The sequence below is a fragment of the Streptomyces sp. NPDC104307 genome, from assembly GCF_055584045.1.
This window is the reverse complement of the sequence record NZ_JBVJMU010000001.1, coordinates 242,762-262,399: the sequence shown is the minus strand read 5'-3', so window position 1 is coordinate 262,399 and position 19,638 is coordinate 242,762. Positions and strand designations below refer to the sequence as shown.

Here is a 19,638-nt window from a genome sequence, read left to right as displayed (position 1 = left end):
GTCCCGCACACCTTTGTTCCGTCCCACCCGACTGAGTTCGCTCCCGCGCGAACACGTCCCGGCCCTCCGGGCCGCCCGACAACCTATGGAGCCCGCATGTCTTCCTCGATCGTCGAAACCGTCGATATCAAGGCCTCGGTGGCCGTCAGCTGGGCGCTCTGGAGCGATGTGGAGCGGTGGCCCAGGTTCCTGAGCCACGTGCAGCGCGTCGACCCTCTGGACGAGCGTCGCTTCGCCTGGCAGCTCGCACTGCCGGGGGTCGACAAGGTCTTCGTCGCCGAGCTCACCGAAGTCGTCCCCGAGGACCGGATCGCCTGGAAGACCACGGAGGGCGTTCACCACGCCGGCGTTGTCACCTTCCACCGGCTGGACGACGAGTCGAGCCGGGTGGCCCTGCAGATCGAATACGACCCCAAGGGGTTCGTGGAGCACCTGGGAGCTCTCACCAACCTCGACTCGGTCCTGGCCAACTACGACCTCGGCGAGTTCCAGAAGCTGGCCGAGCGGACCGCCTCGGGGGACTTCGAGTGAAAGTCCTCTGACGAGCCGGAGTGTGGGTCCGTAGTGGCGGCGGCGTGGAGGGAAGACTTCCGGGCCTCCGCCCGCGGGGCGTGAATATCTGCGGCATGATGTGGCGTGTACAGAACAATCACGTACCGCGTGGTGCGTCCCGACGAAGGGTGCCGCCGTCATGAACAGATCCACCTCCCGGGGTCTCGTCCGGCTGAGTCTCGCACTGGGTGCCGCGATGGCGTCGACCGTACTGCTCGCGCCCGCGAGCACCGCTGTGCCGGGGACCGCCGCCGCACCGGCCAGTACCGAACGCCGGTGCGCCGTCGTGTACTTCGACCTGGGGGAGACCCTGGTGCACACGGCCGATGACGGCAGTACGAGCTACCGGCCCGACGCCGCCGCCTACCTGCGCGCGCTGCGCGAACGGCACATCGAGGTGGGCCTGATCACGAACGTGCCGTCCTCCTGGGGCGCGACCGACGCCGAGCGCGCGGCCAGGCTGAAGGAGGAGGTCGACGCGGGCTGGCAGGGTTCCTCGCCCTTCGCCTGGGACGATTTCGGCGACCGGATCCTCACCCCGCGCACCGAGGCCGAGCGCAAACCGGCGCCCGTTCTCTGGGAACGCGCCAAGGCCGGCTCGGGCGGCTGCCGTCTCGTCTACGAGGCCGAGACCGCCGAGGAGACCGCTGCCGCGGCCTCGCTCGGTTACCTGGCCTACCAGGTCGGGCAGCCCCACCGGCCCGCCTTCCTGCCCGTCCGCCTGATCGAGCTCCTCACACACCTGCCCCGCTGACCCCCGCGCCGCGTCCACGCGTCCCGGCCGCGATCACCCCGCTGCGCAGGACGAGCTGGAAGGCCCCGAGCAGAACCACCGTCGCCAGGGCGCTGTGCCACAGCAGCGTGTCCAGGTGCCCTGCGGAGAGGTAGGCGCCCGCGGCCACGGCCGCCAGCGCGCACACCGCACGGTCCAGGATGCTCTCGACCGACAGCAGCGTGGCTCGCGGGGCGTGGGCGGGCACGGCGTCGTTCATCAGTTTGCGCTGGACCGGGTAGGCGAAGCCGGTGGCGGCGGCGAACAGACAGAGCAGGGCGACGACGGTCCATGGGCCGCCCAGGGTGAGACCTGCCAAGGTGCCCGCGAGCGCGAGGCTCAGTACCGACACCCAGGCCACCGGTGTGAGGCGGCGGCTCAGCCACTGCGGACGGGCGGAGGCGACCGCCTCCGCCACCGTCATGGCGGCCAGCACCGCGCCGTGCGAGGCCTCACCGATGCCGTGGTCCAGCAGGATGGGTTGGAAGAGGTTGACCTGGCAGATCCGGGAGAGCGTGAACACGGCCACGCCCTGCACCATCACCAGGGCGAGCCACGGCGAGGAGGCGACGCAGCGCAGCGCGGAGCCCGCGTCGCGCAGGAACGCCCCGCCCCTGCGGCCGCCACCCGCTGCCCCGGCAGCCTTCCGCGCGTCCCCGGTGAGCGAAGGCGCGGCGAGTCTGGGGAGCGCCACCGCGCAGACCAGGGAGCCCGCCGCGCTCACCGCGCTCAGGACGTACGGGGCCGTGTGGGCGAGGGCCATCAGGGGGCCGACCAACGGCCAGCACACGACCTTGGCCGCCAGCCCCAGGGCCCGTGCCGTGCCCTCCGCTTTCAGGTAGTGCTCCTCGCACTCCTCGGCGCGCAGCCCGTCGTACAGGTAAGCGCTCGCCGCTCCCGAGGTGAGTGAGCGGCCCGCCGCGATGGCGAGGAAGTGGACGAGGAAGCCGGTGTACGAGGGGCTGAACACCGGAGCGAGGTTCGCCGCCGTCATGACGACGGCCCCGGCCCACAGGCAGTTGCGGGTACCGATCCGGTCGGCGATCAGCCCGGTCGGGATCTCGAACAGGCAGAAGGCCACGTAGTAGATGCTCTGAATGCCGAAGATCTGCCCGTCCGAGAGCCCGGCTTCTTTCTGGAAGGCGTAGAACACCGGCATCCACCACAGCAGGTTGAACAGCAGCTGGAAGCCGTAGTTCAGCCTGATGATGCGGCGGGCGGTGGCGGTAGGGCCGGTGGCCGGGGCGCCCGGACCGTTCCCGGGCCGCCGCATGAGGCGGGGCCTCACAGCGCGTAGGGGCGGATCTGGACCAGGCGGAGTTCGTCCCGGTCGGTCATCAGCCACTCGATGTCCAGGGGCTTGTCCACGTCGGACGCGCAGAAGTGGGACTGCAACAGCCGTCCGGCCAGGGACAGGTCGGCGAGCCTGGCACGGGCGGCCGAGGACAGCCCCTCGCTCCAGGAGCCGAGCGCGACGGTGCGGCCCCCTCCCTCGACCGTGTTGTACAGGTACTGCTGGGGCAGGACCGAGCCGTCGACGACCTGCTCGGGCGAGCCCGGGGAGCAGTTGAGGTAGACGTTGCGGAAGTCCTCGCGCCGCGTCGGGTTGCACGTCACGAGTACACCGCCGAGACAGGCGGGCACGTACTCCTGAATGATCACGCCCATGTACGTGTCGTCGAGCGAGATGCCGGCCTGGTGGCGCAGCCGCACACTGCGTGGCGACAGGAGGGAGGCCCAGACCTGGCGTACCGCGTCCAGGAGTTCACCGCGACCGCGCACGGTGGTCACGGAGTCGTAGACACCTGCTGCGGAGAAGCCCGGCAGGTCCTCGGCGTTGGAGGAGGAACGCACCACCAGACGGCTGCCCGCGGCCGGAGGCGCGGAAAGGGCCTGCTCGATCTGCCGGGTGACGGAGTCGGGCATGGGCGTGTGGCGGATCAGGTGCTGGAGCTGGAGGCAGAGTGGGTCCAGCATGTCGTCGGCGTCTAGTTCGAGCGCCATCTTCAGTTTACCGATGCCCTGTTGGAGCGCGGGGGATGAGGTGAGGAAGCGGTGCTGCAGCGCGAAGGGCAGGGCCACACCGTCAGGTGCCTCGACCGTGCGGGCCACGAAGGCGGCCGCTGCCGAGCGGAGTTCGCCGGCCGAGGGCCCGTCCAGGCCGAGCCGGGTCGCGAGATGCCCGTAAAGGTCCTCGCGCGGCGGACGGGGACGCCCGTAGAAGGCGGTGAGATCGGCTGTGCGGCTGTCGAGTACGTGGTGCAGTTCGCCGAGGTTGGCAGCCTTGGTGCCGTACCGGTCTCGGTCGGCGCTGCGCAGCCGGTACAGGGACAGGACGGGCGCGTCCTGGAGGAAGGGCGGTTCGAGGCGGATGCGCTGCTGGTGCCAGGCCGGCGCCTGCAGCACCGGTTCCCCGGCCTGCCGCTCCAGGGTGATCCCGTCCTCGCGGACCCGGTAGCGGACCCAGGCACCGTCCAGGCCGTCCCTCTCGACGAGCTGTTCCAGGTCGCGCACGACGGCGTTGGGTATGCCCCAGCCCGCGGCGAGCACGTTGGTGTGCGAGAGCGGCGTGATCGGCGCGGTGTTGAGGAATCCGGCCGTCCGGGGCACGTCGTCCGGGACGCGGGGCATGGCGACGATGTCCGCCCAGCCGAGCCCGGCCGCCTCGGCCGCGTACTCCTCGGTGGTACGGAAGAAGCGCAGCCGCCCGGTGGCGTCGCCCGGGTTGAGGGGCGTCCGGGTTCTGGTGCCGAAGAGTTCGTGGCTGAGGACGCGTGGCACCCGGGTCGGGCTGATCGCCGTCAGCTCCTCCTCCTGGCCGTGGTTCGCGGGCTTGAGCAGGAGCGGCAGACTGCTGTCCAGTCGCGCCCGGACGAACACGTAGAAGGATTCGAGCAGCGCGCCGTGCATGGTGTCGGCCTCGGTCGTCTCCAGGACGAGGAACGTGCGCTCGTTGCCCTCCGTTTCCTGCTCGGTGTGCAGGGACAGCACCCCGAGCAGGAACCGCCGTTCGGGGTCCATGTAGACGGAGGCATTGAACTCGTCGAGGGAGGCGTCCAGTTCGGCGAGTTCCATACCGAGGACGCGGGTGGCCGTGTAGTTGACGTGGAACGGGTGCGCGGCCGTGTCGAGGAGGTGCCAGGTGTTCTCGGCCAGGTCGACGACGACCTTGAGGTACGGGTGACCGGCCAGGACTCCGGAGAGTGTGCGGAACAGCGGCAGCGAGAGGTTCCCGCCGACGACCGTCCGGTCCGTGGCCGGTTCCGGGGTTCCGGTGCTGAGGAGGGCGCTCATGCGGAGACTCCCTCGGGCCGCGCCGCGGGCCGGACCTGGGGCAGGACCCGGGGCAGGGCGGTCACCAAGGTCTCGAAGTCGCGGAGCACGGTCCGCGAGTCCTCTGCGGACAGGAGGCACAGCGCCGCCATGGTGTTGGCACCGGCGGCCGGGTCGTAGACCGGTACCTCTGCGCCGTCGGGGAGCGAACACTCCGCCACCACAGACAGCGCGCTGCCCCGGCTGAGCGCCGTGCCCGCCGAGACCGCCGGGAAGTCCCAGACCCGCCGGTCCGGCCAGGCCGCGCCTTCGCCGTCGACGGCGAGGACGACGAGGGACCCGGCGGCGCCGCGCGCCTGATCAGGGGTGCGGGCGTCGGTGGGCCAGTCCACCGAGCGGCCGAGGAGGTGGTCGACCAGCATGCCGACGAGGTCGAGCCGGAAGACCTCCTCGATCTGCGGGACAGTCATCGCGCCGCCGAACCGGGCGGCTGTCTCGATCAGCCACATACGGCCCCCGGCGCCGAGCTTGATCTCGGTGTGCGTCCCGCAGTTGCGCAGGCCGAGGGCGTCGACGGCCTGCCGGGCGAGAGCCACGACGCGGTCCTGGCAGTCCTGCGGCAGCGGCGCGGGCGTGATGCCCGCGCGCTCGGTGAACGGCTCGACCGTCGGCATCCGGCCGCTGAGGCAGACCGGGTGGAAAACGCCGTCGGCCACGACACCCTCGACGCTGACGTAGTCGCCCCAGCCGGGTTCCGCGAACCAGTCCGATGCGGTACCGCTCACGATCTCCTCGACGACGAAGTCGGCGTCGGCCTCGGCCACATGGAGCTCCGAGTAGCCCAACCGGGCCGATGCGGACATCACTTCACGCGAACGACGCCAGGCGGCGGACGCCTCGTGCGGGGAGCGGATGATCTGGTGTGCGGTGGAGCCGGCGCTCCAAGCCGCCTTGAGCAGCAAGGGGAAGGACAGGGAGCCGGTGGCCTCGCCCAGGTCGGCTTCTGTGGCGACCGGGCGGAACTCGGGCTGGGAAAGCCCGTGTTCCTGCCAGGTGCGTCGCATGAGTCGCTTGTCGCGCGCCAGGGCCGCGGCGCTCCCCGCTCCGGCGAGACCGAGCTCCTCGCAGGCCTCGGCGACGGCGACGACCGCGTACTCGGAGAAGGTGAGCACCGCGTCGGCGCCCACGGCCCGCGCGTGCGAGGCGATCAGGGAGACCAGGTCGGTGCGCTCCGCCTCGGCGGGCGTCACGACCGAGGCGCACAGGCTCGCCGCGGCGTCGGCCGCCTCGGGAGGAAGGGCGCTGAGCGCCAACAGGTGTACGTGCGACTTCGCGGCCGCCCGGGACAGGACGTAGCCGAGCGGCGGACCACCCTTGGCATGCACCAACAACACCTTGCTCACTGAAGTTCGTCTCCATTCATTCGTGGTGTGCTCGCCCTTGCACACAAGGGAATCAGGCGCTGGAGGGCCGGAATGCCGTCGGAAGCGCCTGCCGTTCAGGCAAATGCCAGAGTCGCGCGGGCCCACCGTTTCCAGGTCGGCCGAGAACCGGGCATGCTCGCGCTCCGCGCGGGATACGCATGGCGGTGTCACCCCGCGTCAGTCGGACGACCCAGAACGGAAGGCCCCTGTGGACGATTCAGGTCTGAAGGAAATGCTTGAGCATCTACGCGTGTCCTGGTGGGAGGTTGATGGACAGTGGCGCGTTCTGGCGTGGGGAGGAGGAGCCTTCACCGACTTACCCACGGCGCAGCGGTTTCTCGACCGGATGCGCCAGGAACTGCCGGTCCCGGGACGCACGCCCGCGAACGGCTGCCGCCAGGCCCTGTTCGACGGCCGCACCTTCGATGTGAGCTGGCACCTGGACGAGAACCGCGGCCGGGGCCGCACGCGCGTACTCGCCGTGGAGGTCGGCGCCCGGCCCGAAAGCCAGCGCGGGTACGCCGCGTTCGCGGACTTCGCCGATCTCGCCCCGGCCGCCGCCTTCATCCGGGACCGCGACGGGCGCTACCTGTGGGCCAACCACGCCTATGCCCACCTCTACGGCACCACTGCGGAACACGTTGTCGGCAAGTACATCGAGGACTTCGACGCCCACGCCGACGCCGTCCAGTTCCGCGCGCTCGACCAGGAGATCCTGGCCCGGGGCAGACCGGTGCGCCACACGCTCGGCTACCAGCGCTCGGACGGCACCACCGGCCAGGCGGCGGGACACCGCTTCCCCGTGCGGGAGCACGCCCAGACCTGCGTCGCGGGCATCTACGTGGACATCACGGAACACACCCGGGCGATGGCGCAGCGCCGGGAGGCAGAGGAGAACCTGCAGGCGTTGCGCGACCACAGCGGCCTGCCCTGCGCCCTCCTGTCGGCGAACGGGCGCGTCGTACAGGCGAGCGCGGCGGCCGCCGAACTGCTGGAGACCCGTAGGTCCGACCTGGTCGGCCGGCGCGCGCACACCCTGCTCGCCCCGGCATCCGACCTCGCTCAGCTGCACAGGAGATGGAACGGCCTGATAGCCCGCCGCGTCAGGCGGGTGGAGACGTCCGCGGTGCTCGTCGACTTCCAGGGCCGGCAGCGCCGCGCGCAGCTGCATCTGACGACCGTCGGCCGGTCGGCCGCCCGTGCCCGCAACGTCTGGGCCGTCGTCACGCACCAGAGCCTCGCCCACGACGCCCACGCGCCGCTCACCGCCGCGCAGATCCGGATACTGGCCCTCCTCGCGGAGGGCAGCAGCAACGGTGAGATAGCGGCCTCGATGAGGCTGTCCCGGCAGACGGTCGACTACCATCTCAGCCGCCTGCGGGAACTCCTCGGTGCCGCGAGCAGACCCGCCCTCGTCGCCCGTGCCTACGTCCTCGGCATCCTGGCACCCCGCGCCTGGCCCCCGCGCTCCGCCACGGCGACCCATCCGCTCAGCTCCACCTGAGACGCGGCCCGGCCCGGTGTCCGGGGGAGCCCGGTCAGTGGTGTGCGGCCCGGGTATCCGTGTCCAGGCCCCAGCTGGCGAGCAGCCGCATCGACTCCTCGGACGCCGAACCGGGCGCGGCGTGGAACGTGATCAGGGACATGTCCTGGTCGGCGGGGAGTTTCAGCGTTTCGTAGGACAGGGTGAGGTCGCCCACCAGCGGGTGGTGCAGCCGTTTCGTGCCGTACCCCTTCTCCTGGACCGTGTGCGCGGCCCACAGCGTCCTGAACTCCTCGCTCTTCACGGACAGCTCTCCCACCAGCGCGGACAGCTGCTGATCGTCGGGCCAGCAGCCCGCGCACAGCCGCAGCGCGCTCACCAGCTCGATGGCCTTGCACTCCCAGTCCACGTACAGATCACGGGAGTTCGGGTCGAGGAAGACGATCCGCGCCATATTGCGCTCCTCGGGCGGCAGCGCCGTCTCGTCACCGAGCAGCGCCCGTGCCATCCGGTTCGACGCGAGGATCTCCATCCGCCGTCCCAGAACATACGCGGGCACCGACTCCATGGCGTCGATCAGATGCTGGAGCTCCGCCCGCAGCCGCTGCGGGCGGGCGGCGGCCGCGCGCTTCTTCTTCGTCTTCGGGTTCGCCAGATGGGTGAGGTGGGCGTGCTCGGTGTCCGACAGCCGCAGCGCCCGTGCGATCGCGTCCAGCACCTCGCCGGAGACGTTCCCGCTGTTCCCCTGCTCCAGACGTGTGTAGTACGCCACGGACACCCCGGCGAGCTGCGCCAGCTCCTCGCGGCGGAGCCCCGGTACCCGGCGGGCCCGGCCGAGGTTCGGCAGGCCCACGTCCTCGGGCTTGAGCCGGCCCCGGCGGAGGCGGAGGAATTCGCTGAGTTCGGCGCGCTGGTCCATGTCTCCCAGTATCCGGGTACGGCCCAGTGGTGAGCATGACCCTGCCGGTAGTACGCACAGCAGACGTAGGCACAGCAGTGACCTGGGTGTTTGCCGGGGTAGGCGGCAGACTGGAAAAGCAACCCCCCACTTCTGAGGAGATCGCTTCCGGATGACTGTCACCACCGTCGCCGCATACGCTGCCCCCGCCCCCAAGGCTCCGCTGGAGCGCACGACCGTGCCGCGCCGGCCGGTCGGCGAGCACGACGTCCTCATCGACATCAAGTACGCCGGGATCTGTCACTCGGACATCCACCAGGCCCGTGACGGCTGGGGCAAGGGCATCTTCCCGATGGTTCCCGGCCACGAGATCGCCGGCGTGGTCGCCGAGACCGGTCCCGGAGTCACGAAGTTCGCGGTCGGCGACCGGGTAGGTGTCGGCTGCATGGTCGACTCCTGCCGTACCTGCGACAACTGCAAGGCCGGCCTGGAGCAGTACTGCTCCGAGGGCAACGTCGGCACGTACAACGCCGTGGGCAAGGACGGCGAGCCCACCTACGGCGGGTACTCCACGCACGTGGTCGTCGATGAGAACTACACGCTGCGCATACCCGAGGGCATCGCGCTGGACGAGGCCGCCCCGCTGCTCTGCGCCGGCATCACCACCTATTCACCGCTCGCCCACTGGAACGCCGGCCCCGGCAAGAAGGTCGCCATCGTCGGCCTGGGCGGCCTCGGGCACATGGGTGTCAAGATCGCCCACGCGCTCGGCGCCGAGGTGACCGTGCTCAGCCAGTCGCTGCGCAAGGAGGCCGACGGGCTGAAGCTGGGTGCCGACCACTACTTCGCCACCAGCGACCCGGCGACGTTCGAGCAGCTCAAGGGCTCGTTCGACCTGATCATCTCCACGGTCTCCGCTCCGCTGCCGCTGGACGCGTATCTCGCGCTGCTCCGGACGGACGGCGCGATGGTCAACGTGGGCGCACCGGAGGAGCCGGTGTCGCTGAACCTGTTCTCCGTCATCGGCGGCCGCAAGACCCTGGCGGGCTCCGGGATCGGCGGGATCCGTGAGACGCAGGAGATGCTCGACTTCTGCGCGGAGCACTCGCTCGGCGCCGAGATCGAACTGATCAGCGCGGACCGGATCAACGAGGCGTACGAGCGGGTGCTCGCCAGTGACGTGCGCTACCGCTTCGTGATCGACACCGCCACCATCTGACGCCCGGCCCGCCCGTGTCCGGCCCCGTGCCCTGCTCCGGCCCGTCGGCGCGGGACACGGGGGAGGCCGGACGGCCGCGCGGCGGACCGGGGCGGCGCGAGAGGCCGGTCAGGGCTCGTGTACGGGCCGCGACCGGCCTGTACGCTGCGATCATGCAGCCGTCCGCCCCCTCCTCCCCGTCAGGTTCCGAGCGGCCGGGCCCGGTCGCGGACCCCGCCCGGCGCGGGCTCCTCACCGAGAGCATCGCCCGTCAGCTGGAGCACGACATCAGGTCCGGCGAGATCGCCGTGGGGACCAAGCTCCCCTCCGAGCGCGAGCTCGCCGCCCACTTCGGCTCCAGCCGCAACGTCGTGCGCGAGGTGCTGCGACGGCTGGAGGCCCAGCACCTGATCGAAGTCGCCCCGGGACGGGGTTCCTTCGTGCGGGAGCAGTCCTCCGGACAGGCCAGGGGGTACGACGCGCTGTACCGGGCGGGCCGCCCCACCGTGCGTCAGCTCATCGAGGCGCGGATCCCGCTGGAGGTGGAGATGGTCCGGCTGGCGACCGAGCGGGCGACGGACGAGGACATCGCGGTCATGCGGTCCGCACGGGACGCCCTGGAGGCGGCCACCGACGTCGTGGTCAAGGCCCAGGCGGACATGGACTTCCACGACGCCATCGCGGTGGCGAGCAAGAACCCGGTCCTGCGGATCATGCTGTCCTCGATCAGCGGGATGATGTTCGAGATGATGCTCCGCTCGAACTCCGATCCATCGATCGCGGAGGCCGGCGTGCCGCACCATCCGGAGATCTTCGAAGCGGTCGAGGCGCGGGACGTCGACCTCGCCTGCGCACGGATGCGGGAGCACCTGACGCTGGGACTGCGCACCTACGGGGCGGATCTCGACCTGCGGGTCGACACCATGGCCCGCAACCACATCGAGACGCTGCTCGACCAGGCGGAGGGCCGCCGGGGCGGCGGAGCCGGCGAGTAGCCGGCCACCGCTTCACCAGGACTTTCCCGCACGGACAATTCCCCTCAGGGGCTGGTCGGCAGGGCTCTTCTGCTGTTACGGTCCCGTCTGAACCAACTGGTCCTACCAGTTGGACCAGACGGTCGGGGTGGTGCGGACCGGGGCGCGACGCGCAGCCCCCGGCACCACGAGACCCGGCACCACACCGCACAGAGACGAGGACAAGGATGTCCACGAGCAGCCAGCTCCTGAGCCGGCGCGCCTTCGGGAGGCTGGCAGTGGGGGCCGCCGGGGCGGGGGCGCTGAGCGCCTGTTCGGCCGGCGGCGGGAAGCCCACGGCCAGTACGCCGCTGCGGATCATGGCGATCAACCACGTGTGGTCCCAGGCGGTCAAGCGCCGCATCAAGGAGTTCGAGGACCGGATCGGACGGCGGGTCTCGATGACCCTGCTCACCGCCGACCAGCTGTCGAGCAGCTACAACGTCAAGCTGAACGCCTCCGGCACCGACGTGGACGTCATGATGGTCCGCGCACTCCAGGAACAGCTGGTCTTCGGCCACAACGGCTGGCTCGCCGACCTCAGTGACCGGGTCACGGACGACGCGGAGTTCGGCTGGCCCGACTTCCAGAAGGCCCCGCGCGAGGCGTCCGTGACCGCCGGAAAGGTGCTGAGCGTCCCGGTGGTGACCGAACGCCCCGCGCTCTACTACCGCAAGGACCTGGTCGAGGACCTCGGCGGGCCGCCGCGCACCCTGGACGCGCTGATGGACGCCGCCCGGGAGCTGACCCGGCGCGAGAAGGGCTTCTACGGATACGTCGGCCGGGGCCAGCGCAGCGGCGCCGTCTCCCAGTGGTCGAGCTTCCTCTACTCGCACGGCGGGGACTTCGTCATCGACGGGAAGTCCGGCATCGGCAGCCCGGAGGCCCTGGCCGCGTACGAGTACTACGGCAGTCTGCTGGCCAAGGCCGGGCCGCCCGGCGCGACCAACATGAGCCTCGAACAGGCGATGCCGATCTTCGCGCAGGGCAAGGCGGCGTTCTACATCGACGCCGACGCGATCTACAGCAGCTTCCTCGACCCCAAGGTGTCCAAGGTGCGCGAGAGCGTCGGCTTCGCGCCCTTCCCGGCCGGACCGGCCGGCGCCAGACCGCACAACATCCCGTCCTGGAGCCTCGGCATCAACACCTTCTCCCTTCTGCGCGACGACGCCTGGGAGTTCATCAGGTGGGCCGCGGGCCCGGGGATGTCGGCCGCCCTCCAGTCCGACGGCATACCCGGCGCCCGCTCCTCGGTGTGGTCCGACCCGAAGACGCTGGCCTCCTTCCCGCCGGACCTCGCCGAAGCCATGCGGATCAACGCCGAACGCGGACGCGGCTACGACCGGCCCCGGGTCCTCCAGGTCGGCCGGGCCCGCGACATCGTCGGCCGCCCGCTGGTCGCGGGCATCCTCGGCGAGTCCGTACCACCGGTCGCACGCGACGCCGACGCGGAGTTCGCCGAGTTCCTCGTACGCGACAACCGCCACAAGGAGTCCTGATGTCCACCACCGAGGTCTCCTCTGCCCGCGCCACCCCCCGCCCGCCGGAGACGACGGCGCCCCGCGCACGCGGGCCCCGTACCTTCGAACAGGCCAACCGGCGGCTGAAGTGGATGATGCTCGCCCCGGCGCTCCTCTTCGTCGGCCTGATGATCGTCTTCCCGCTGGCCTTCACCCTCGACCTCAGCCTCACCGACGCCTTCGGCGCGGTGAACGCGGGCAAGAGCCACATCGGCCTGCGCAACTTCGCCGACGCCCTGGAAGACACCCGCAGGTTCTGGCCTGCCGCCCGCCGCACCCTGGTCTTCACCGTCGGCGCCGTGGTCCTGGAGACGGTGCTCGGGCTCGCCCTGGCGATGCTGATGCGCAAGCCGTTCCGCGGCATGCGCTGGGTGCGCACCGTCCTGATCATCCCGCTGCTCGCCACACCCGTCGCGATCGGCATCCTGTGGCTGCTGATCCTGGACCCCACCAACGGCATAGCCAACCACCTCCTCTCTGCCGTCGGTCTGCCCCGGCAGGAGTTCCTCGGCTCCGTCAGCCAGTCGCTGCCGACGCTGATGCTCATCGACGTATGGCAGTGGACGCCGATGATGACGCTGCTGCTGCTCGCGGGGCTCACCACGCTGCCCGAGGAACCCGAGGAGGCCGCCCTGGTCGACGGAGCCAACGGCTGGCAGCGGTTCCGCCACGTCATCCTCCCGATGCTCGGACCCACGCTCGCCACCGCCCTCGTGCTGCGCGCCGTCGACGCGCTGAAGACCTTCGACATCCTCTACGCCACCAAGGGCGCCGGCGGCGGGTCGGACTTCGAGGTGGAAACCCTCAACGTCTACGCCTACGGGCTGACCTTCGACTACCAGGAGTACGGGCTCGCCGCCGCCGTCCTGGTCCTGTTCACGCTCTTCATCATCGGCGTCGTGGTCCTGCTGCGCCGCCGTGGCGGAAGGAAGAACGCATGAGTGCCACCGTCTCCCGTGCCACCCGGCCCTCCGGCACCCCGCACCCCGCTTCGCGGGCCCGCGGGCGCCGGGGCGGGGCGTGGCTGCGCACCACCGCCATCACGATCGTCACGCTCGTCTTCGCGCTGCCCCTCGTGTGGATGTTCGCCGCCGCCTTCAAGACCAATGTGCAGGTCACCGACCCGTCCGTCGGGCTGTGGTTCAGGCCCACCCTGGACAACTTCCGCAGCATCGTCGAAGCCGGGCAGATCGTCCGCTCAATGGGCAACTCACTGCTGGTCGGCGTGGTGTCGACGGTCCTGTCCGCCGTCATCGCCGTGCCGGCGGCCTGGGCGGTGGGCCGGTTCAACATGCACCGCACCGGTTCCCTGATCCTCGTCGCGCGCATCGTCCCGGCGATCTCGCTCCTGGTCCCCTGGTACTACCTGTTCGCGCGGATGGGGCTCGTCGGCTCCTACACCGTGCTGGTGCTGAGCCACATGTTCGTCTCCGTCCCGCTGATCATGTGGATCATGATCAGTTTCTTCGCGGGGCTGCCGGTCGAACTGGAGGAAGCGGCCCGCACCGACGGACTGAGCGCCTTCGGCGCCTTCTGGCGCATCTCGCTGCCGCTCGCGGCGCCGGGCACCGCGACCGCCTCGCTGCTGGCCTTCGTCTTCAGCTGGAACAACTTCATGTTCGCGCTGGTCTTCGCCGACGACCGCACCCAGACCGTGCCGGTGACCCTGTTCAACTTCATCTCCTACGCGAGCACGGACTGGGGCGGACTGATGGCAGCCGCCACCCTCATCACCGTGCCCGTCGTACTGGCCGCCGTCCTCGGACAGAAATACCTGGTCGCCGGCCTGACCTCCGGCGCCACCAAGGGCTGAGAGACCGCCGCCCGGCCCGGCCCGCATACCCCCCCCGACATCCGGAAAGAGAACACACGCATGAAGATCGTCGACGCCAAGGTCGTCGTCACCAGCCCCGGCCGCAACTTCGTCACCCTGAAGCTGACGACCGACGAAGGACTCACCGGCCTCGGGGACGCCACCTTGAACGGCAGGGAACTCGCCGTCGTCAGCTACCTCACCGACCACATCGCGCCGCTGCTCATAGGCCTCGACCCGCACCGGATCGAGGACACCTGGCAGTCGCTGTACCGGGGTGCCTACTGGCGGCGGGGACCGGTCACGATGGCCGCCATCGCCGCCGTCGACGTGGCGCTCTGGGACATCAAGGCCAAGGCGGCGGGACTCCCGCTCTACCAGCTGCTGGGCGGCGCGAGCCGCGAACGCGTGCGCACCTACGGCCACGCCAACGGCCGGGACATCCCCGAACTCCTCGACTCCGTGCGGGCCAGGCTCGCCGAGGGCTACCCCGCCGTCCGTATCCAGTCCGGCATCCCCGGCCTCAAGGCCGTCTACGGAGTGGCGGACACCGACGACGACGGTGCGCAGATCCTGCACCAGCAGGCGCGCCCCCTGGTGGAGGACTGGGACACCGAGGCGTACCTGCGCCACATGCCCGCCGTCTTCGACGCGGTACGCGCCGAGTTCGGGCCCGAACTGCCGCTCCTGCACGACGCCCACCACCGGCTCACCCCGATCCAGGCCGCCCGGCTCGGCAAGGACCTGGAGCCCTACCGGCCGTTCTGGCTGGAGGACTGCACACCCGCAGAGAACCAGGAGGCGCTGCGCCTGGTGCGCCGCAGCACCACCACCCCCCTGGCCATCGGTGAGGTCTTCAACACGGTGCACGACTACCAGGCACTCATCACCGAGCAGCTGATCGACTACGTACGGTCCGCGGTCACCCACTTCGGCGGCGTCACACCGCTGCGCAAGCTCTTCGACTTCGCCGCCCAGTACCAGATCAAGAGCGCCGTGCACGGACCGGAGGACATCTCCCCGGTCGGCATGGCCGCCGCCGTCCACCTCGACCTGGCCGTCCACAACTTCGGCATCCAGGAGTACTCCGGCCACACCCCCCTCACCCACGAGGTGTTCCGCCACGCCTACACCTTCACGGACGGGTATCTCCACCCGGGCGAGACCCCCGGCATCGGGGTCGAATTGGACGAGGAGCTGGCGGCGGCCCACCCGTACGCCCAGGCGTATCTGCCGGTCAACCGCCTCCACGACGGGACCGTCCACGACTGGTGATCCTCGGGGCATCGGGGGGCGTGGTCCCGTCGCGCCTCCCGGACCTGCACAATTCGGGGTGTGATCGAAAACGACCCGTACCTGTGGCTGGAAGACATCGAGAGTGAGGCCGCGCTCGCGTGGGTGGCCGAACGGAACGCGGAGACGGCGGCCGCACTCGCCACCGACGAGGGGTTCACCTCCCTCAAGGAGGGGCTGCGGGAGGTGCTCGACGCCTCGGACCGCATCCCGTACACCGTCCGGCGCGGAGCCTTCCTCTACAACTTCTGGCGGGACGCCGCGCATCCGCGCGGCCTGTGGCGGCGTACGACGCTGGAGCAGTACCGCAAGGACGCCCCCGAGTGGGAGGTCGTCCTCGACATCGACGCGCTCGCCGCAGCGGAGGACGCGAAGTGGATGTGGGCCGGCGCGCGGGTCCGGTACCCCGAGTACGACCGGGCCCTGGTGCGCCTGTCGCGCGACGGCGGTGACGCCGTCGTGGTCCGGGAGTTCGACCTCACCACCCGGGCCTTCGTCGAGGACGGCTTCCAGGTGCCGGAGGCGAAGACCCGGATCGGGTGGATCGACGCCGACACCGTCTTCATCGGCACCGACTTCGGGCCGGGCTCCATGACCGACTCCGGCTATCCGCGGACGGTACGCAGATGGCGGCGCGGCACACCGGCCGAGGACGCCACCCCGGTGTTCGAGGGCCGGACGCAGGACGTGTCGGCCGGGGGCTGGCACGACAGCACGCCCGGCTTCGAACGGGACTTCGTCTTCCGGTCGCTGGACTTCCACCACAGCGAGACACACCTCCTGACCGCCGACGGCTCACTCACCAAGATCGAGGTGCCGGACGACGCCGACGCCTACGCCCATCGCGAGTACCTGGTCGTGAGCCTCAAATCCGGCTGGCTCGGACACCCGGCGGGGTCCCTGCTGGCGTTCGGCTTCGACGCGTTCATGGCGGGCGACCGCACCGCGGAGGTGCTGTTCACCCCGGACGAGCGGACGGCCCTGGCCGGGCACTCCTGGACCAGGCACCATCTGATCCTGGAGACGATGCGCGACGTCAGCACCCGCATCGAGGTGCTCACCCCGGCACCCGGCGGCTGGGCCCGCAGCCCGCTCGCCGACGTCCCCCCGCTGTCCGCCGTCAGCGTCGTCGACACGGACCCGGACGTCTCCGACGAGTACTTCCTGGACGTGTCGGGATTCCTCCAGCCGTCCACCCTGTACCGCGGCGAGATCGGCGCCGGTTCGGAGATCCTCAAGCAGGCCCCGGCCCGCTTCGGCACGGCAGGGCTGGCGGCGGAGCAGTACTTCGCGGTCTCCGAGGACGGAACGCGGGTGCCGTACTTCGTGATCGGCCCCGACCGCTCGGCCCCCGGCGCGGCCCCAGGGCCCGCCCTGCTCTACGGATACGGTGGCTTCGAGGTCTCCCTCACCCCGTTCTACGGCGCGACGACGGGCCGCGCGTGGCTGGAACGGGGCGGCACCTACGTGATCGCGAACATCCGGGGCGGCGGCGAGTACGGACCCGACTGGCACCGGGCCGCACTCGGCGCGAACCGTTCACGGGCCTTCGAGGACTTCGAGGCCGTCGCCGCGGACCTGGTGGCGCGAGGCATCACCACCCCGGCCATGCTGGGCGCGGCCGGGGGCAGCAACGGCGGACTGCTCATGGGCGCGATGCTCACCCGCAGCCCGCAGCTGTTCGGCGCGATCGTCGCCCAGGTGCCGCTGCTGGACATGCTCCGCTTCCACGAACTGCTCGCCGGCGCGTCATGGATCGCCGAGTACGGCGACCCGGACGACGAGGCCGACCGCCCCCACCTGCGCGCGCTCTCCCCGTACCACCGGCTCCGCGCGGACCCGGCCTACCCGCCGGTGCTCCTGACGACCTCGACCCGCGACGACCGCGTCCACCCCGGCCACGCCCGCAAGGCGGCGGCCCGGCTGCGCGAACTCGGCCACCGCGTCCTGCTCCACGAGAACACCGGCGGCGGCCACGCGGGCGCCGGCGACAACGAGCAGGCCGCCCACAACAGCGCCCTGACGCACACCTTCCTGTGGCAGCACCTCACTCCGCAGGAGCGGCCGGCCGACGGCTGACCGCGCGGGCGTCGCTCAGCCCGGTGTCGGCACCTCGATGTCGTAGACGAGCGCATACGTGATGTCCCGGGCCTGGCGCAGGTCGTAGCCCGTCGCATCCAGGATCACCCTGAGCGCCCGCATCCTGTCGCCGCCCAGCATGAACATGCGCGCGTCCACCTGCGCCTGGGCCGGCACCGGCAGGGCACGGGCTCGCCGTGGATCCACACCCCGCGGGATCTTCGGCAGCCCGCCCTCTGTCGTCTTCCTGCCCCCGAACACTTCGGTCCCTGCCCCTCACCCGTACGAACGGTCCGTGGAGGACATCCTATGCTGACGGGCGCTCAGTCGGCCCGGCTGCCCGAGTCCGGTCAGGGGCGGTCGCCGCCGGGAGCGGCGGAGGCCAGGCCCGTCCGGTAGGCGATGACGACGAGCTGAGCCCGGTCGCGGGCCTCCAGCTTCGTCATGGCGCGCTGCACGTGGGCGCGGACGGTGAAGGGGCTGAGGAACATCCGGTCCGCGATCTCCTGGTTGGAAAGGCCGGTCGCGACCAGGGCCACCATCTCGCGTTCGCGCGGGGTGAGCAGGGCGAGCTGTTCAGGGTGGCGGGGCTCGGGTTCGTCCGGTGTCGCCAGGAACCGGGCGACCAGGGAACGGGTCGCGACGGGGGACAGGAGCGTGTCGCCGGCGGCGATCGTCCGCACGGCGTCCAGCAGGTCCTCGGCCCCGATGCCCTTGCCGATGAAGCCGCCGGCCCCCGCGCGCAGCGCCTGAGCGACGTACTCGTCCGTCTCGTACGTGGTGAGGACCAGGATGCGGCTGGCCCGCAGCTCCGGGTCCGCGCAGATCTCCGAGGTGGCGGTGAGGCCGTCCATCCCCGGCATCCGGATGTCCATGACCACCACGTCCGGGCGCAGCTCCCGGGTGAGTCCCACCGCCTCCCTGCCGTCGGCGGCCTCGCCGACCACGGTGATGTCGTCGGCGCTGTCGAGCAGCAGCCGGAAGGCTTCGCGCAGCAGGGCCTGATCGTCGGCGAGCAGCACTCTGAGTGTCATGGCGTGTCCCCGGCCTTTCCGTCGTCCGTCGGTTCGCCGGCCGCCGCCCCGGCCGCCGGCCGGGCCCTGTCCCGTGCGGGCGAGACGGGGAGCTGGGCGCGGACGAGGAAGCCGCCCTCCGGACGCCTGCCCGCGGAGAGGTGCCCCCCGACCGCCGTGGCACGTTCACGCATCCCGATCAGACCGTAGCCGGGCGGCGGACGGCCCGGCGGATCCACCGGGCCGGTGGGGTTCGAGGCGCTGTGTGCATCACCTCCGTCGTTGGCGACGGTGAGGGTGACACGTTCGCGGCTCCAGTCGAGGCGCACCCGGGCGCTGCCGGTCCCGGCGTGCTTGGTCACGTTGGTCAGGGCCTCCTGGACGATGCGGAAGGCGGTGAGGTCCACCCCGGGAGGCAGCGGCCTGGCCGCGCCCTCCTGGTGCACCGACACCTCCAGGCCCGCGCGGCGGAAGGACTCCAGGAGGGTGGGCAGCCCGGACAGCCCCGGCGCCGGTTCCGCGGGCGCCGCCGCGTCCCCGGACTGGCGCAGCAGACCGACCGTGGCCCGTAGCTCGTCGAGCGCGTGGCCGGTGGTCTCGACGAGTTGCCCCAGGCTCTTGCGGGTCTGCTCCGGGCGGGTGTCGAAGAGGTGCGCGGCGACCGTGGCCTGCGCGTTGGCCAGGGTGATCTGGTGGGCCACGAGGTCGTGCAGTTCACGGGCGATGCGCACCCGCTCCTCCGCCACTCTGCGGCGCGCCTCGCTGTCCCGGCTCTTCTCGGCCCGCAGGGCCCGCTCCTCCACCGCCGCCAGATAGGCCCGTCGGTTCCGCACCGAGTTGCCGAGCACACCGGCCACCAGCACGAACGCCGCCACCGACATCATCCTGCTCGCGTCCTGCCAGGACAGGCCCCCGGACAAGGGGGTGGAGGCGGCCAGCAGCACCAGCGAGGCGAGTGCCACCGCGCCTACCGCGCGCCGTTCGGTGCGCGCGGTGAGCGAGTAGGAGTAGGCGGTGATCACGGCGGGGGCCACGACCGGCGGGCTCAGCAGGAGTCCCAGGAGCGGGACCAGTACGCCGCTCGCGGTCGTGGCCGCCAGCGCCGCCAGGGGCGCCCGGTGACGCGTTGTCAGCGCGGCACAGGACACCACGGCGATGACGTAGGCGGCGGCGGGCGGCGCCGAGAAGGTGTCGTCGACCTGCGCCACTCCACCGAGCAGACAGAGCGCGAACGCCGTCGCCGTGACCGCACTCTCCCGCCACCATGTGCTTCGCGGTCGCGGACCCGCGCCACCCGTGACCGTCAC

The 19,638-nt window shown here is 71.1% G+C and carries 17 protein-coding genes; 10 read left to right on the top strand and 7 right to left on the bottom strand.

Translation table 11 applies throughout. The features are described from left to right. The first annotated feature begins 96 nt into the window (after positions 1-96). On the top strand, positions 97-531 hold the full coding sequence (locus ACZ601_RS00930) for an SRPBCC family protein (RefSeq protein WP_440578347.1): 435 nt from the start codon (positions 97-99) through the stop codon (positions 529-531). A gap of 160 nt (positions 532-691) precedes the next feature. Further along, positions 692-1,306 carry a hypothetical protein gene (locus ACZ601_RS00925; RefSeq protein ID WP_469531761.1) on the top strand — a complete coding sequence of 205 codons (615 nt, stop codon included), beginning with the start codon at positions 692-694 and terminating at the stop codon, positions 1,304-1,306. Here ACZ601_RS00925 and ACZ601_RS00920 read toward each other — a convergent pair. Genes ACZ601_RS00920 through ACZ601_RS00910 form a run of 3 tightly spaced genes read right to left on the bottom strand, consistent with a single transcriptional unit; the run spans position 1,287 to position 6,000 of the window. Next, complete coding sequence (locus ACZ601_RS00920; protein WP_469531759.1) at positions 1,287-2,597, bottom strand: MFS transporter; 1,311 nt, start codon at positions 2,595-2,597, stop codon at positions 1,287-1,289. The two genes, ACZ601_RS00925 and ACZ601_RS00920, sit on opposite strands and share 20 nt — an antisense overlap. A gap of 11 nt (positions 2,598-2,608) precedes the next feature. Next, positions 2,609-4,618 carry a PEP/pyruvate-binding domain-containing protein gene (locus ACZ601_RS00915; RefSeq protein WP_469531758.1) on the bottom strand — a complete coding sequence of 670 codons (2,010 nt, stop codon included), beginning with the start codon at positions 4,616-4,618 and terminating at the stop codon, positions 2,609-2,611. Then, complete coding sequence (locus ACZ601_RS00910) at positions 4,615-6,000, bottom strand: ATP-grasp domain-containing protein (RefSeq protein ID WP_469531756.1); 1,386 nt, start codon at positions 5,998-6,000, stop codon at positions 4,615-4,617. The genes ACZ601_RS00915 and ACZ601_RS00910 overlap by 4 nt, the downstream gene beginning before the upstream one ends. 367 nt (positions 6,001-6,367) lie before the next feature. Between ACZ601_RS00910 and ACZ601_RS00905 the strand changes: the two genes are divergently transcribed. After that, the gene (locus ACZ601_RS00905; RefSeq protein WP_469531754.1) at positions 6,368-7,525 is read left to right on the top strand and encodes a PAS domain S-box protein; all 1,158 of its coding nucleotides are present in this window, start codon (positions 6,368-6,370) and stop codon (positions 7,523-7,525) included. Positions 7,526-7,559: 34 nt separating this feature from the next. On the opposite strand, the gene ACZ601_RS00900 is transcribed toward ACZ601_RS00905, so the two are convergent. After that, positions 7,560-8,423, bottom strand: a complete 864-nt coding sequence (locus ACZ601_RS00900) for a helix-turn-helix domain-containing protein (RefSeq protein WP_440578075.1) — start codon at positions 8,421-8,423, stop codon at positions 7,560-7,562. Positions 8,424-8,574: 151 nt separating this feature from the next. On the opposite strand from ACZ601_RS00900, the gene ACZ601_RS00895 reads away from it, so the two are divergent. The 7 genes from ACZ601_RS00895 (at position 8,575) to ACZ601_RS00865 (ending at position 17,318) form a co-directional block, all read left to right on the top strand. After that, the gene (locus ACZ601_RS00895; RefSeq protein ID WP_469531752.1) at positions 8,575-9,621 is read left to right on the top strand and encodes an NAD(P)-dependent alcohol dehydrogenase; all 1,047 of its coding nucleotides are present in this window, start codon (positions 8,575-8,577) and stop codon (positions 9,619-9,621) included. Positions 9,622-9,773: 152 nt separating this feature from the next. Then, positions 9,774-10,595 (top strand): FadR/GntR family transcriptional regulator, encoded by an 822-nt coding sequence (locus ACZ601_RS00890; RefSeq protein WP_440578073.1) that lies wholly within the window; start codon positions 9,774-9,776, stop codon positions 10,593-10,595. Between the two features lie 206 nt (positions 10,596-10,801). Then, positions 10,802-12,112, top strand: a complete 1,311-nt coding sequence (locus ACZ601_RS00885; RefSeq protein WP_469531750.1) for an ABC transporter substrate-binding protein — start codon at positions 10,802-10,804, stop codon at positions 12,110-12,112. Then, positions 12,112-13,074: a carbohydrate ABC transporter permease gene (locus ACZ601_RS00880; protein WP_440576487.1), complete on the top strand. Its 963-nt coding sequence runs from the start codon at positions 12,112-12,114 to the stop codon at positions 13,072-13,074. Before ACZ601_RS00885 ends, ACZ601_RS00880 begins: the two co-directional genes overlap by 1 nt. Beyond that, positions 13,071-13,946, top strand: a complete 876-nt coding sequence (locus ACZ601_RS00875) for a carbohydrate ABC transporter permease (protein ID WP_469531748.1) — start codon at positions 13,071-13,073, stop codon at positions 13,944-13,946. The genes ACZ601_RS00880 and ACZ601_RS00875 overlap by 4 nt, the downstream gene beginning before the upstream one ends. Before the next feature lie 60 nt (positions 13,947-14,006). Then, entirely contained in the window at positions 14,007-15,221 is a 1,215-nt protein-coding gene (gene manD, locus ACZ601_RS00870) for a D-mannonate dehydratase ManD (RefSeq protein WP_469531747.1), read from the top strand. A 51-nt stretch (positions 15,222-15,272) separates the two neighbouring features. Further along, positions 15,273-17,318: a prolyl oligopeptidase family serine peptidase gene (locus tag ACZ601_RS00865; RefSeq protein ID WP_469533771.1), complete on the top strand. Its 2,046-nt coding sequence runs from the start codon at positions 15,273-15,275 to the stop codon at positions 17,316-17,318. A gap of 15 nt (positions 17,319-17,333) precedes the next feature. Here the strand turns inward: ACZ601_RS00865 and ACZ601_RS00860 are convergent, their stop codons facing one another. From ACZ601_RS00860 to ACZ601_RS00850, 3 genes are all read right to left on the bottom strand, one after another. Beyond that, on the bottom strand, positions 17,334-17,525 hold the full coding sequence (locus ACZ601_RS00860) for a hypothetical protein (protein ID WP_440576484.1): 192 nt from the start codon (positions 17,523-17,525) through the stop codon (positions 17,334-17,336). Between the two features lie 143 nt (positions 17,526-17,668). After that, positions 17,669-18,352 (bottom strand): response regulator transcription factor, encoded by a 684-nt coding sequence (locus ACZ601_RS00855; RefSeq protein WP_469531745.1) that lies wholly within the window; start codon positions 18,350-18,352, stop codon positions 17,669-17,671. Further along, positions 18,349-19,638 (bottom strand): sensor histidine kinase, encoded by a 1,290-nt coding sequence (locus tag ACZ601_RS00850; protein WP_469531744.1) that lies wholly within the window; start codon positions 19,636-19,638, stop codon positions 18,349-18,351. Before ACZ601_RS00850 ends, ACZ601_RS00855 begins: the two co-directional genes overlap by 4 nt.